General features: G+C 68.7%; 9 protein-coding genes and 1 pseudogene. 3 read left to right on the plus strand and 7 right to left on the minus strand.

What is annotated here, in order from left to right; all coding sequences use genetic code 11:
• Positions 1-316: 316 nt before the first annotated feature.
• The 5 genes from ACFOYW_RS12940 to ACFOYW_RS12960 are packed head-to-tail and all read right to left on the minus strand — an operon-like array spanning position 317 to position 8,087.
• Positions 317-3,283 carry an ATP-binding cassette domain-containing protein gene (locus ACFOYW_RS12940; protein ID WP_390229461.1) on the minus strand — a complete coding sequence of 989 codons (2,967 nt, stop codon included), beginning with the start codon at positions 3,281-3,283 and terminating at the stop codon, positions 317-319.
• A 9-nt stretch (positions 3,284-3,292) separates the two neighbouring features.
• Positions 3,293-4,507: a phosphodiester glycosidase family protein gene (locus ACFOYW_RS12945; protein WP_390229463.1), complete on the minus strand. Its 1,215-nt coding sequence runs from the start codon at positions 4,505-4,507 to the stop codon at positions 3,293-3,295.
• 23 nt (positions 4,508-4,530) lie between these two features.
• On the minus strand, positions 4,531-5,283 hold the full coding sequence (locus tag ACFOYW_RS12950; RefSeq protein WP_390229465.1) for an SDR family NAD(P)-dependent oxidoreductase: 753 nt from the start codon (positions 5,281-5,283) through the stop codon (positions 4,531-4,533).
• A 3-nt stretch (positions 5,284-5,286) separates the two neighbouring features.
• The gene (locus ACFOYW_RS12955) at positions 5,287-6,642 is read right to left on the minus strand and encodes an FAD-binding oxidoreductase (protein WP_390229467.1); all 1,356 of its coding nucleotides are present in this window, start codon (positions 6,640-6,642) and stop codon (positions 5,287-5,289) included.
• Positions 6,639-8,087, minus strand: coding sequence for a UbiA family prenyltransferase (locus ACFOYW_RS12960; protein ID WP_390229469.1), 1,449 nt, complete (start codon positions 8,085-8,087; stop codon positions 6,639-6,641). Before ACFOYW_RS12960 ends, ACFOYW_RS12955 begins: the two co-directional genes overlap by 4 nt.
• A gap of 267 nt (positions 8,088-8,354) precedes the next feature.
• Between ACFOYW_RS12960 and ACFOYW_RS12965 the strand changes: the two genes are divergently transcribed.
• A complete protein-coding gene (locus ACFOYW_RS12965) occupies positions 8,355-10,142 on the plus strand; it encodes a glycosyltransferase family 39 protein (protein WP_390229471.1) in 1,788 nt (595 codons plus the stop codon).
• Positions 10,143-10,240: 98 nt separating this feature from the next.
• On the plus strand, positions 10,241-10,669 hold the full coding sequence (locus ACFOYW_RS12970; RefSeq protein WP_390229666.1) for an aldehyde dehydrogenase: 429 nt from the start codon (positions 10,241-10,243) through the stop codon (positions 10,667-10,669).
• Between the two features lie 106 nt (positions 10,670-10,775).
• Here the strand turns inward: ACFOYW_RS12970 and ACFOYW_RS12975 are convergent, their stop codons facing one another.
• Positions 10,776-11,033 carry a nuclease gene (locus ACFOYW_RS12975; RefSeq protein ID WP_390229473.1) on the minus strand — a complete coding sequence of 86 codons (258 nt, stop codon included), beginning with the start codon at positions 11,031-11,033 and terminating at the stop codon, positions 10,776-10,778.
• Between the two features lie 73 nt (positions 11,034-11,106).
• On the opposite strand from ACFOYW_RS12975, the pseudogene ACFOYW_RS12980 reads away from it, so the two are divergent.
• A pseudogene (locus ACFOYW_RS12980) lies at positions 11,107-11,859 on the plus strand (NADPH-dependent F420 reductase); the annotation flags it as partial.
• A 92-nt stretch (positions 11,860-11,951) separates the two neighbouring features.
• On the opposite strand, the gene ACFOYW_RS12985 reads toward ACFOYW_RS12980, so the two are convergent.
• On the minus strand, positions 11,952-13,352 hold the full coding sequence (locus ACFOYW_RS12985) for an HNH endonuclease signature motif containing protein (RefSeq protein WP_390229475.1): 1,401 nt from the start codon (positions 13,350-13,352) through the stop codon (positions 11,952-11,954).
• Positions 13,353-13,495: the final 143 nt, after the last annotated feature.

The following is a 13,495-nucleotide window of genomic DNA, read 5'->3' on the forward strand; positions in this document are numbered from 1 at the left end:
TTCTTCGATCAGAGGGGCTTATTCTTGCGGCGGATCGCCTGGCGCTGCGGCCGTGCTGTGTTCGAGTTGCGTCCGCGCCGTGTCGCAAATCACCGGCTTAACGGATTCTTAGCCGGCGGCCCGATAGAGTCGCCCCGGGTTGAGTGGACGCTGCTCGCGCAAGCGCGGGTGGCGGGGGCCCGGCAGCGTTCTCCCTGCGCGCCGGGCCCCGTAAACAACCAGCCCCCACTTGTACTCGCGTGCGTAACACTGCGCGTAACAACCTCCCCAGCGGCACCGCCGGACCGCCCCGGTACGAGTGATAGCTCGTCGGGACTCATTCGGGAGTGACGTTGTCCCCTCGCCGCTGCGCGCGTCGCGCAGACCGTGCAGACCGTGCAGACCGTGCAGACCGTGCAGGTCGTGCAGGCCGTGAAGGCCGTGCGGGCCGCACCGGCTGCATCCCGCCGCGCTGAGTGGCGGCTCGACCGAGATCGGAGGCGCGGCGCGCACTCGACGCGATCACTGCGACGGTGAGGTTGAGCAGCTCGTGCCCGCGCGACGCTGCCCGCTGGCGGCTGCCGCCACTCCCGCGCCGCGCGCGGAGCCGCAACTGACGCGCGGCCATGACCACTCGCAGCTCTTGGCGTAGCAGGGGCAGTGTGCGCACCGCCAGGCCGAGGCTGTGGGCCCACTCGTCAACGGGTGCGCCGAGCGCCCGCGCGGGGCGGGCAATCCGGACGAACGCCGCCGGGAGCGCCTCAACGCGGGTGGTCCAGACCACGAGAAGCGTCATCGCCAGGAACAGCGCGGTGAGGATGAGCGACTGGAGGTACGGGACGATATTGCCGCCGAAGGCCGCCGTGACCCCCAAGACGACGAGGAACCCGAACAGCGACCACGGCATCCGTGGAATGGCCGAAAGCGGCGGGCGGGCCGCGAGAGTTCCGACCGCGACCAGGACTGCCAGCGCCGCAATGCTGTACCAATTTGGAAGGAGGATGGCACCGACGGTGGCAGCAGCCACGGCGAGCAGCTTCGCCACCGCGCTCACGCGATGCAGCGGTGATGTTCCGGGGATCGTGCGGAACACCAGCGGGCCACGGCGGAGACGCCGCGGTTGGGGCGAGTGGTCGCCCGCACTCGAACCGGTCGTCACCCCGTCAACCATCTCGACTGTGCGGGTGCAGACGCGCTCGAGATCGTCGAAGTCGTGAGAGATGATGACGAGCGTGAGGTGATCGTCCCGACGCAGTCGTTCGAGGAGTTCGACGAGGTCGCGTCGGCTATCGCGGTCGAGTCCGGCCAGCGGCTCATCGAGAATGAGGACCCGCGGCTTGGCGGCGAGCAAGCCCGCCAGCGCGACTCGACGCATCTGACCGCCACTCAACTCGTCGATCGTCCGAGCCGCCAGAGCCGGACTCAGGCCGACGCGTTCGAGACTCTCGGTGACCAGCCCCCGATCAGGCGATGAGTGCGGGTCGACGCCCGCGGCGGCGAGGATGTCGTCGCCGACCGTCCGCTGCTGCAGCTGCAAACGCGCGTGCTGGAACGACACGGCGATGGCGCCGGCGTTCTCGGCGACCGGACGCCCATCGATCAGCACCGACCCGGTGGTGGGCCGCAGCAGGCCGACTAATACCCAGGCGAGCGTCGATTTGCCCGAACCATTGCGGCCTCTGATCACGACCGCTTCACCGGCGTAGATGTCCAGGTTCACGCTGCGCAGGGCGACGACCTCCCAAGGGGTCCCTGCGTCGAAGCGGTGAGCGACGTCATGGGCGGAGAGCACCGGGTCGCCGGAGCGGTCGCCCGCCTCCGCCTGAGGAGCTTCGACGACCCGATCTGTCTCGACGACGCGGTCTGCTTCGACGACGCGACCTGTCTCGACGACGCGACCTGTCCTAACGACGCGACCTGCCTTGACGACGCGACCTGCGTCGAGGTGGATCACACGGTCCGCGCGCGACGCCTCGGTCGCGTCGTGCGTGATGTGCACCACCGCTGCCCCCGTCCGCCGGGGCAGCGTCGCCAACAGATCGAGCAGCGCCGCGCGGCCATCGGAGTCGACCATCGCCGTGCACTCGTCGGAGATCAGCAGCGCCGGGCGCCGCGCGAGCGCCGCGGCGATCGCGAGACGCTGCAGCTGACCGCCGGACAGCGTCTCCGTGCTCTGCGACGCCGCCCCGGAGAGACCGACGGTATCGAGCAGCCGGTCCACGTCTACGTCCCCGCCCCTGCCCACACCCACATCCCCGCCCCTGCCCACACCCACATCCCTGCCCACACCCACCCGCGAATTCGCGAGCAGCCCCCACCGCACGTCTTCGGCGACCGTGCTGCCGATGATGCTGGTCTCCGGCCGTTGGGTGACGATTGCCGTTCCACCCGGCCGACCCAGGCCGGGCGCACCGGGCCGCCGTACAGCGCCGCTCGTGGGTTCGGCTCCGGCCAGCACGGCGGCGAGCGTCGATTTGCCGGCGCCGTTCGGGCCGACGATCGCGACGAACTCGCCCGGATTGATCCTGAGGTCAACGCCCTCGAGGGCCGGGTCCGTCATCGACGGATGACGGAACCCCACGCCGAGCAGTTCAACGGGCACCGGGGCGATCGGCATCCCCGCCACCGCTGCCGCATGGAATGCACGCGTGATCGGATCCGCTCGCGCGATCCACTCCACCCGCTGCATGATCACGACGACGAATGCGTTCGTGGCGAGCATCCCGATCGGCACGAGGACGAGTACGGCGCCGGCAATGAGGACCGGCCACGCGGCGAGCCCGGCATCGACCGCGGTCATCAGCAGGCGACCGTCGGCGTTCGGCGCTCCGAGTGCCTCGGCGACGCGCACGGCGCCGAGCATGCTCGTTCGCATCGAGGCGAAGGCCAGTTCTCGCGCACTCGCGAACACATACAGCAGGCCTACGGCTGCTGCCGCGCTCAACGGCGCCAAGCCGGCCGCAACCAGTCCGACCGTTCCCGCGCCCCGCCGGTGGCGGCGAACGACCCCGCACAGGCCGCCGAGAACCGCGCTCGCGGCGACCACGCCGGTGGCGCTGACTCCTGCCACCAGAAAAGTGAGGAATCCCGCGGCGACCGCCGCCGCCATCACCGCGCGAGCCCGGTTGCGGACGCCCACGATCGCAAACGGCACGACGGCGAGCAACTCGATCACGCCGAGATGAGGGAGAAACGCCCCGACGGATGCGACCACGACGGCCAGCGCGGCGAACACTCCTGCGTCGGCGATCTCCGCCGGCTCAAGCGGTTCACGTCTGCCGCGAGGCGGGTCTGCGGGGCTCACACGGGCTCGTCAGCGCGGATAGACCGCGACGAAGTCGCGTGATGACGGCTGCAGGTAGCGATCGGCGTGCACGTAAGGGTTCGCCGGCGGCAGCAGAGTGGGCATGGCGGTCGTCGATGACGGATGCGTGTACGTGATGTAGTTCGTCCAGGATGGGTTGATGTCGAGCTCCATCGCCGTGACGGCGCCCGCGTCATGAAGCACATTGGCCAGAGTCTCCACGTCCATCGCCGGTCCGACGACCGAGACGATCGAGCCGTCGGCGCGCACGCCGATGCCGCTACGCCAGACATAAGCGAGGTTGCCCACCGTGCGGCCCCAGGCCGCCGCGTTGGCCTGGGTTGCTGCGGGCGAGATCACGCCGTGCTGGATGAGCGGGTCGAGATTCTGCCGGACAGCGGCGATTCCGGGCCCGGGAGCCCCGCCCGGCCATGACTCCACTCGGACGTGCCCATCCGTGGTGAAGACCATTGATGCGGCGCCTGTGCGCAACGGGACGACCGCGTGACCGTTCTGCCAATATCCGCCCCGGGCGTCGGTCATGAGGAATCCCGAGTTGAAGGTGGCGAGCACGGAGCCGAGCTTCGCCGTCGGGATGCGGTTCGCGGCCCCGGCCACAGCGCCGGGCACCTTGTAGCCCGGGTAGAGCGTGAACGAGACGAGGCGGGGGTCCATCCAGATCACCTGAACGTAATAGGAGGTGTGCAGCGAGTCCGGCCGCAGGAATGCGACGCGGGCCGCCGTGCGCCCGTGCACCGCGAACAGGTCGTGCCACGCGCCCTCGCCGGCGAGCGTGGTCGTGTGCACGAGCGGCGCGAGCGGCGGCGGGGGAGCTGTGGTCGTCGCCTGGCCAGTCGCCGTTGCGTGGCCAGTCGCCGGCTGACTGGCGGATGCGTTCGGCCGGGTCCTGGCGGAGGACTTGCCGATCGTGGGCAGGCCGCCGGCGACGACCCCGCCGGTCTTGGGTTTGCTCAGCTGGTACTGGGCCTGTTCCATGCCGGTCACGGCCCAGCCGAGGCCGTGCTGGCGCCCCCACTCGGCCACCCGGGCGGAGGTCGGGTCCGTCCCCGGAGCGGTCAGCGCCCCCGCTAGCGAGATGCCGAGCCACGCGATGACGATGACCACAACGATGACGAGGGCGGCGAGAGCCGCGTGGACCGCGCGTGGCTGCCTACTGAGCTCGCGGTCGAGGCCGGTTTCGGCGCTCGGCTGGCGAAGGCGCATGCGTGAAGCTCCTTGGTTCTGGCTCATAGGTCGAGCCGGTTGAAGATCGGACGGGGGATGCTGCGCACCGCGGCCATGATCGGGCGCCAGACCGCGGGGGCATAGACGACCGGGCGACGAGCGATCACGGCGGCGGCGATTCGCTCGGCGACGTCCTGCACGTCCGCGAGCCGGGCGCCGAACTGCGCGAGCTGGTCGGTCATCGGTGTGCGCGTGGGGCCCGGTTTGATCAGCACGATGTGCAGCTCGGTGGAGGCGAAGCGGTGCTGCAGCCCCTGAGCTACGTGTTCGATGAGGCTCTTGCCCGCGCCGTAGAGGTAGTTGCTGCGGCGGCCGCGGTCCCCGGCGACCGACCCGACGATCGCGAGCGTGCCGTGCGTCATCCGATCGGCGAATGCCTCCAGCCAGAGCGCAGGCGAGACGCCCGTGACGACGAGCTGCTCGTGAGCTGCGCGCAGGTCCTGCTGGGCGGTCTCCTGCGAGCCCAGCGAGCCGTGCGCGATCAGGACGATGTCCGGCTCCCCGGCATCCACCGTCCGCGCAACCATTCGGGCAACCGTCCTGTCGATCTCGTCGACGTCCACCAGGTCGACGGCCTCGAATGTGAAGTGCGATTCGGGGTGGCGCACGGTGAGGTCCCGCTGCACATCCTGCAGGCGCTGTGCGTGCCGCCCGATCAGATGAACCGATGCGGGTCCGGCGGCCAGCCACGCGCGCAGCACGTGCTGAGCTATCACCGAGGTGCCCCCGATGACGACGATGCGTCGTGTGGTCATCACTCAACTCCCCAGAAGTCGTCGCGCTAGATCCGAGGCGATGCCCGGGTCCCGGTAGGTCGCGAACTCGTCGATACGCGGATAGCCCGCACGGAACAGCTCGCGCGGCATTCGCGCGTCCTTGGCGGGGTAGATGCGGCCTTCGGCGGTCGCGACGATGCGGTCGAGTCGCTCCAGCAACGCAGGCGTCTCCGGCGAGGCCGCCGGGAAGTCGAGGGCGACGCTGACCCCGGGCGCGGCGAAGCTCAGCATGCCGACCGGCGGGGTGGTGCCCATGGTCTTCAGCACGCCGAGGAAGGAACCGGTCCCGGTCTTCCCGATCTCTGCCAGGATCTCGCGCGTCGCCTCCCGGGCACTCGCCGGGGGAATGACGCTTTGATGCTGATAGAAGCCCCTCGGTCCATACAGCCGGTTCCAGTTCGCGATCGCATCCAGCGGGTAGAAGAACGTGCGGTAGTGCTCGACCGAGCGGCCCGCGGAGCGCTTCTGCAGGTGGAAGTAGGCGCGGTTCAGCGCCGGGAGCGTCGCACGGTTCACGAGCGAGAACGGCGGGACCAACGGCACTCCGAGGGGACGAGTGCTGCGCTCATCAGGCCCGCGCCCACCACGCCTGCGGTCATCAGGCCCGCGCCCATCAGGCCCGGCTCCATCAGTGGGGGTCGCGCGCGTGAGAATCCCGCGCCGGCCGCCGTCGGTGGTGATGTCGATCCAGGCAACGGTGTAGGGGAACGTGGCCGAGCTCGCCTCGGAGAGCTCGAAGAACTCATCGAGGCTCTCGAAGACGAGCCTCTCGACGGCGAGCCACAGCCCTGGCACCCGCGCCAGCTGCACTGTCGCTTCCAGGATGACTCCAGTGAGCCCGAGGCCGCCGACCGTCGCGGCGAACCAGTCCGGGTTCTCCGTCGGGCTGCACTCGATGATCTCGCCGTCGGTGCGCAGCAACGTCACGCTGAGGACGTGGTTCCCGAACGAGCCGGCCACGTGATGGTTCTTGCCGTGCACGTCATTGGCGATCGCGCCCCCGACGGTCACGAGCGCGGTGCCCGGCGTCACCGGCAGCATCCACCCGCGCGACGAGAACGTCGCTTGGATGTCGCGCAGCAGCACGCCCGACTCGCAGCTGAGGATGCCGGTGTCCTCGTCGAACGCGAGGAACTTGTCCAGCCCGCGGCAGTCCCAGAGGGTTCCGCCCCGGTTCGTCGAGACGTCACCGTAGCTGCGCTCCATGCCGACGGCGAGTCCCGGAAGTGACGAGGCCGCGATGAGTGACCCCGCAGTCCTACGGTCCCGCAGCGCGATCACCTGGTGCGGGTCGTGTCGCAGGCGCCCCCATGAGCTCACCCGAGTCTCGCGCGTCATAGCGGCACCACCACTGCCGCGGCCGCGATCGCGGCGAGCACGCCCGCGGTGATGACGCTCGCGGGGTCGCGCAGCGCGAAGACCACGGGGTCGTCGTGCATCGAACCGCGGTCGGTCAGCATCCAGGCGCGGGCGATCCAGTAGAGCAGCACCGGAACGGCAAGCCATAACAGCACAGGCGCGTCGTACAGACGGTCGGCGGCGAGACTGTTGATGTACAGGCCGAACACCAGAATCGATGCGACCCCCGAGGTGATACCGAGGGATGTCAGCACCCCACGGTCCTTCGGAAGATATCCGCGGCCGCTGCGGGCGGTGTCCACTCGTCGGCCGAGCTCCGCGCAGCGCTTCATCAACGCCAGGCTGAAGAAGATGAAGACGCAGTACAGCAGCAGCCACACCGACGGGACGATGAGCAGAGCGGCACAGCCGGCCAGAACGCGAATGATGTAGAGGGCCGCGAGGACGATGACGTCTGCGACGGCGATGCGCTTCACGAACGCCGAGTAACACGAGGTCGTGACCAGGTACAGCGCGAGGATCGCAGCGACAAGCGGGTTGAGGAACAGAGCGGTGACGAACGCGCCGGCACCGCACAGGACGCAGACCACTAGGGCCTGGGGGATGCCGATCGTCCCCGAAGCCAGCGGCCGATAGCGCTTCGTCGCGTGAGCGCGGTCGGAGTCCAGGTCGCTCAGGTCGTTCCAGATGTACACGACGGAGGTCAGCAGTGTGAATGCGACGAACGCGAGGACGCTCTCTCCCGCGTCGGCCCAGCTGCGTTCCCGGAGACTCGCGAGGAGGGGCACGAACACAAGGGCGTTCTTGACGGATTGATGAAGGCGCACCTGCCGCAGCCACACCCGCCAGGACGGACGCGGAGTGCGCAGATTCTCAGACTCGATCCCCATCGTTGCGATCCCCGACTGCACGGCGGCGGAAGCATCCACCGAAATGGCCCGGCCCGCGTGTCGCCACACGTTCAGATCGCGCTGGGAATTGCCGGCGTAGGTGAAGCCCCGCTCACCGAACCGTTCGATGAGCGCCTGCGCCTTGGCACGACCAGACAGGTTCACGCCGCCTTCGGTCGCGATGACCTCGTCGAAAATGCCCAGCGCATCCGCGACCTGACGGGCGTAGGGCTCCGGTGATGCGGTCGCCAGTACGGTGTGCGCACCGTCCGCCCGCGCCGCAGTCACCAGAGCGACCACAGCCTGGTTGTACGGCAGCAGCTCGGCCTCGAGAGAGACGCGAGCGGCGAGCCAACTCTTGAGCCGCGCAGGTCCGCGCAGCACCATCGCGATCACCGCGATCACCCGTAGCGGGTTGCCGGCGAGGAACCGGACGGTCGCCTCCCACAGCAGATCCGATCTGATGAGGGTCTCGTCGAGGTCAACGCACAGTACTTGCGCGCCGATGACCGGCGTGCCTTCGATGTCGACCATTTCACCCCCGCGCGTCGTGCTTGCTGTTGTGACTGTTGTCGCTGCTGTGGCTGTTGGGCTAGCAGCTGTGGCTGTTGGGCTAACAGCGCTTTCAGGCCAACTAAGCGAAGCGCGACTCAGAATGCGCTAATCGATCAGTGCGGTCGCCAAGGTCGGCCGCCTTCGACCAGCGGTTCGCTCTGCCCAGACTTTTCTGGGAGTTCGGGGGCTGCCTGCGGCTGTGTGAATTCTTCGGCACCCGAGCCCACCATCCATACCGTGGACGGAATGAGTGCCCGGCGAATGGATGCCTGGCGAATGCCTGCCTGGCGAATGCCTGCCCGGCGGATGAATGCCCGGCGCTGGTCGGCGCTCACGGTTGCCGGGTTCGGGTTCGTCGTGTCATTCGCCCTGAGCTGGGTGCCGTCACTCGACTTCAATGAGGCGGCGACTGTGGTCTCCGCACGCCGGCCGTGGAGTGCGTTCTGGACCGAAATCCACCACGTCGACGCGGTGCACGCCACGTACTACGCGTTCATGCACCTGTGGCTGGGCGTGTTCGGCTACACGCCCATGGCGCTGCGCACCCCGGCGAGCATCGCCGCCGGTGTTGCTGCGGGGCTCGTGGTGATGCTCGGGAGCCGTCTCTCCGGTCTGCGCGTCGGCGTCGCCGCAGGCGTCGTCTTCGCCGTGCTGCCGATCACGATGTGGGAGGGCTACTGGGGTCGCGAGTACGAGCTGACGATGGCCCTCGCCACCGGACTCGTTCTCCTGTTCCTCGCTGCGCGCGACCGGACTCTGCGAGAAGAGCGCTCGTGGCCGTGGTGGCTCGCCTTCGCGGTGATGGCCGCCGCGAGCCAGTACGTCTTCGGCTACCTGATCATGGTGTGCATCGGACTCGCCGGCAGCGTGGCCCTCCCCGCGATCCGGAGGCGCCCGCGCGCGCTGAGCGCAATGGTGCGCTTAGGTCTCGCGTCCGCTGTTGCGATAGCAGCATGGGCTCCCATCGCCCTCCTCGAGATGCGCGAGAAGGGGCAGGTGTCCTGGATCCCGGGGCTGTCGGCGAACACGATCACCGGTGTCCTCGAGGTCCAGTACTTCCAAGGAAGCGTGCCCCTTGCGATCATCGGGTGGACCGCCGCGGCCGTCGCCACAATCGGCGGTGTCTGGGCCTGGCGACGCCGCGCCAGTGCCGCCGGCGACGCCAGTGCCACCGCCAGCCCCGGCGCCAGTGCCACCGGCGACGCCAGCGCTACCGGGGGTGCCAGTGCCACCGCCTCGCTCGTCACCATCTGCCTGCCCTGGCTCGTGGTTCCCACCGGCATCCTGCTCGTCCTGACCGGGTTCGGGGCGCACGTCTATGTGCCGCGCTACGTGGCCTTCACCGCCCCGGCGATGGCCCTGCTGATCGCGGCGCCTGCCGCGTGGATCCGTTGGCGCCCGGGACTGTGCACCGCGAGTATCGTCGCCGTTCTTCTTGCGATCGTCGCGCCGACTTGGGCGGCGCAGCGCACGCCTGGTGCCCGTGAAGCGGATACCTGGAACACGATCGCCGCCACGGTCGCGGCGGCAAGGAAAGCCGAGCCTGCGGGCGCTCGCGACGCCGTCGTGTTCGGGGCGGCCCATGCGCACAAGGTCGCCACCTCGCAGGTCATCGCGGACATCTACCCCGCGGCATTCGCAGGCATGACGGATGTCACACTCGCCGTTCCGTATACGAAGGCGAGCGGGCTCTGGAGTGTCGGCAGACCCTTCACTCGGGCGCTGCCGTCAGCGTGCGGGGCCGACTACATCTGGGTCCTCGCCACCGTGGAGTCGCACCAGGCGTCGGCCGCGATCGACGTCCTGTCTGGCAGTCGTTATCACGTCTCCAGGGAGTGGCTCTTCCACGGCGAGCAGCTCGTGCAGCTCGCTGCCGACACCCCTCGTGGGATTCCACGGCGACGGCCACGCAGCCGGCCGGCAGCCGGCGCGCGCCAGACAGCCCGAGCAGCCCGAGCAGCCCGAGCAGCCCCAACAGCCCCAACAGCCCGAATGACCCGAATCACCCTCGCGGCGACTCCGCTGGCACCGTAATATTTCGTAACACGGCCGGATGCGCCGTCACGCGGCCGGATGCGCCGCACCACGACCAGCGCGAGCGAACGAGCGAAACGGAGACCGACGTGGACACGATGGAGATGATGAAGTCCATGGCCCAGTCCATGGCCCAGTCCATGAGCATGGACAGCATGCCGATGGACATGCACATGGACATGGGCGCGATGCAGGAGTGCATCCAGGCGATGAACTCCTGCTCAATGGCGGCGACGATGTGTGCCGCAACGGACATGTCGATGGGTGCCGAGATGGCCACCTGCGCAGCGATGTGCTCGAACATGGCGAACCTCGCCGACGCCGGCATGCGCATGATGATGCGCCCCATGGGCATGAACATGGACGTGATGCAGACGATGCTGATGGCCTGCATGACCATGGGCAAGGCCTGCGCGGCGGAGTGCCGCATGCACGCCGAGATGGACGAGATGTGCCGCTACTGCGCCATGGCGTGCGACGACATGGTGGCGAAGTGCGAGGCCGTCATGGCCTCGATGACTGCGTAGCGCTGGATAACGCGTAGCGCTCGCTGACTGTGTAGCGCTGCTGCGTAGCGCCGGATGACTGCGTTGCGATTGAGCGGCGCCTGCTGGCTACAAGCCAGTTCGGGCGCTACGCGACTCGAGCGGTTGTCACCAGGCGGGCGGCGTCGAGCAGCTCTGCAACCGGGTGGTAGGCCACCGGTTCCCCTGCAATGAGTTCCACGGCAGGGCCCACCACCCGGAGTGTGGCGACGGCCCCGTCAAGGAACACGACGGATGCCGTCGCGCCGGATGCCTCGACAACCAGCCCGTCGCGCCACGCCGAGGGCGTGGCGCCGGCCATGGCGCGCTGGATGGGGAGGACTGTCGACGAGATCGTGCGGGACATGGCTTCACCTACTTCCAGCGGGGCTTGGTGTCTCGAAGTTACGTGGCGGGTGCACCAAGGCAAAGCGAGCTAGTCGCATTCCGTAACACCGCGGTTTCGCGTTTCGCGTCTCGCCGCCGCAGGGGACTCGCGGCGGCAGGGGAATCGTCACGTGACCGCCGTGGTTACGCCGAGCATGACAACTCTCGGATTCGTCGGTGCCGGTCAGATCGGCGGCACCCTCGCGCGCCTCGCAGCTCAGCTCGGATATGACGTCGTCGTCAGCAACTCCCGGGCGCCGGAAACCCTCGCAGACCTCGTGGCCGAGATCGGCCCGAAGGCGCGTGCGGCGTGGGCTGCCGAAGCATCCGCCGCCGCTGATGTTGCGATCGTCTCGATTCCGTTGAAGAACATCTGGCAGATCGATCCCCAGCCGCTCGCGGGCAAGATCGTGCTCGAGACGAACAACTACTACCCGGTGCGCGACGGTCGGATCGCTGCGATCGACGAGGAGCGCGCCACGACGACGGGCCTGCTGCAGGACCACCTGCCGACCTCGCACGTGGTGAAGACGTTCAACCACATCAACTGGAAGCACATCCCGGTGCATGCGGCGCCGGCCGGTGACCCGGGGCGTCGCGCGATCGCCATCGCGAGCGACCACGCGGACGCGCTGGAGTGGGCACGCAACTTCTACGACGAGCTCGGCTTCGACGCGGTCGACGTCGGCTCGGTGGCCGAGAGCTGGCGCATCGAGCGCAACACCCCGGGCTACGGGCCGCGGCTGACCGCAGCAGAACTGAAGGCGCGGCTGTCTGAGGCGACCCGCGCCGTAGTGCACGACTGAACAGCGGTGCACGACTGAGCAAGCGGTGCACGACTGAAAGCGGTGCACGAGTACCAGCGGTGAACACCAGCGCCGGTCAACGCGGCGACAGGTCAGCCGGGCGGCGCGGCGACGGTAAGTGGTGGCGGTGCGGCCCATAGCCACTCGGATGCGTGTGAGCCGTAGACCCACCTGACCTGTGGTCTGCCGCTCAGCATCTGCACCCGCCACGGGCCGGCATCGATCTCGTGGTGATGGAACCAGCAGAGGTGCACAGCGTTGTCGATGTCAGTGCGGCCACCGTCTTTATGGTTGGTTACGTGATGCACCTCGCACCACCGAGCCGGGGTGCTGCAGCCGGGGATGATGCACGTATTCCCATCGCGCAGGGTGAGCGCACGGCGCTGTCGATGGGTGAACGCGCGACGAGTGCGGCCGAGCCGCAGCACCTCGCCGTTGTCGTCGAAGATCACTTCCTGCACGCCGCCCGTGCACGCCGCCTGATCGGCGACGGACACGGGAACCGGCTCGGCGACGCCGTCGAGGAACGCCAGCCCGCGCCCCGCGGCGAGCTCGGCCTCGGTGGTGCGTACCCACACGGAGGGGTGATCGCCGCCGAGCTCGGGGGTCTGGTCGGCGCGGGCCTGTGCCGCGAACACGTCGCGCAAGGCATCCGCCCGCTTCTGGCCGGCGTTGCGCAGATCGCGCGGCAGGAGCGGCTCGTCGCTGGTGTCATCGCCAGCCGTGTCATCGCCGGCGGGCCGGAACTGAACCTTCGCGCGAGGGTTGGCATAGGCGTCGAGGACCGACTGAACAGCCGCGACGTGGGTCGCCGGAAGGAGACCCGAAACCTTTGCCAGACCGTCCACGACCTTGCCGATCGTGAAGTGGCGCTGCTCGATGATTCGTTCGAAACTCGGCTCGATTCCGTCTTGATCGAGCCGTAGCTGCCAGAGCTTCGCCTGCTCGGCCACGAGGTCGGCCGAAATGGCGCGGGCGGACTCAACGAGCGAGGCCTCGGCCGTCGTCACCGCGTCGCTCGCCGCGACGCGAGCCGCCTTCCCGAGGGGCACCATGATCGCCTCGGCGTGCTCGAGTCCGATCTCGCCGGCCGTCAGCGCCTCGTGCACGAGCGGGAACGCGCGCAGCTTTCGAGAGGCGCGCACTCGACGTGCGGCCTCGCGCGCGGTCGACCTCGTCACCATCTCCAACGCTTGTGCCGGGCCGCGCTGGCCGAGTTTGTGCGCAAGTGACTGCTCGCCGTCAGGGGCGCCTTCCGAGCGCACGTCGAGTTCGTGGGTGAGCGCGAGCTGCAGCGAATCGACGTGGCGCGAGAGCTCTTCGACGAGCTCGAGCGCGCCCAGCAGCTGCTGATCGGCGAGCCGCGCAGGGGCCAGTGGAAGCAGAGCGGTGACGCGCGCCATGGCGTCGCTGGCGTCGCTGGCGGTTGCGTCGGCGTCGCTTGCGTCGTCGGCTGCCGGATCATCGCCGGCCAGGCCGTCGGCTCGAGTCATGTCGCCCCCTTCCATCGCCGAAATCGGTACCTTTAGGATAGAACAAACCACCGACACTCACGCGAAAATCGTGTCACCTGTGAATAACTCGGCGCCGGCCCGGTCAACGCACCCGTCATCGCACCACCCCACGTCGCGCAGGC

Origin of the sequence: Gryllotalpicola reticulitermitis (genome assembly GCF_042651345.1) — a bacterium.
Lineage (GTDB): Bacteria > Actinomycetota > Actinomycetes > Actinomycetales > Microbacteriaceae > Gryllotalpicola > Gryllotalpicola reticulitermitis.

Bases quoted from the DNA above. Each gene is read 5' to 3' on its own strand.
- ACFOYW_RS12955 (WP_390229467.1), bottom strand. From the start codon at position 6,642: ATGACGCGCGAGACTCGGGTGAGCTCATGGGGGCGCCTGCGACACGAC.
- ACFOYW_RS12945 (WP_390229463.1), bottom strand. From the start codon at position 4,507: ATGCGCCTTCGCCAGCCGAGCGCCGAAACCGGCCTCGACCGCGAGCTC.
- ACFOYW_RS12960 (WP_390229469.1), bottom strand. From the start codon at position 8,087: ATGGTCGACATCGAAGGCACGCCGGTCATCGGCGCGCAAGTACTGTGC.
- ACFOYW_RS12970 (WP_390229666.1), top strand. From the start codon at position 10,241: ATGGAGATGATGAAGTCCATGGCCCAGTCCATGGCCCAGTCCATGAGC.
- ACFOYW_RS12950 (WP_390229465.1), bottom strand. From the start codon at position 5,283: ATGACCACACGACGCATCGTCGTCATCGGGGGCACCTCGGTGATAGCT.
- ACFOYW_RS12975 (WP_390229473.1), bottom strand. From the start codon at position 11,033: ATGTCCCGCACGATCTCGTCGACAGTCCTCCCCATCCAGCGCGCCATG.
- ACFOYW_RS12965 (WP_390229471.1), top strand. From the start codon at position 8,355: ATGAGTGCCCGGCGAATGGATGCCTGGCGAATGCCTGCCTGGCGAATG.
- ACFOYW_RS12985 (WP_390229475.1), bottom strand. From the start codon at position 13,352: ATGACTCGAGCCGACGGCCTGGCCGGCGATGATCCGGCAGCCGACGAC.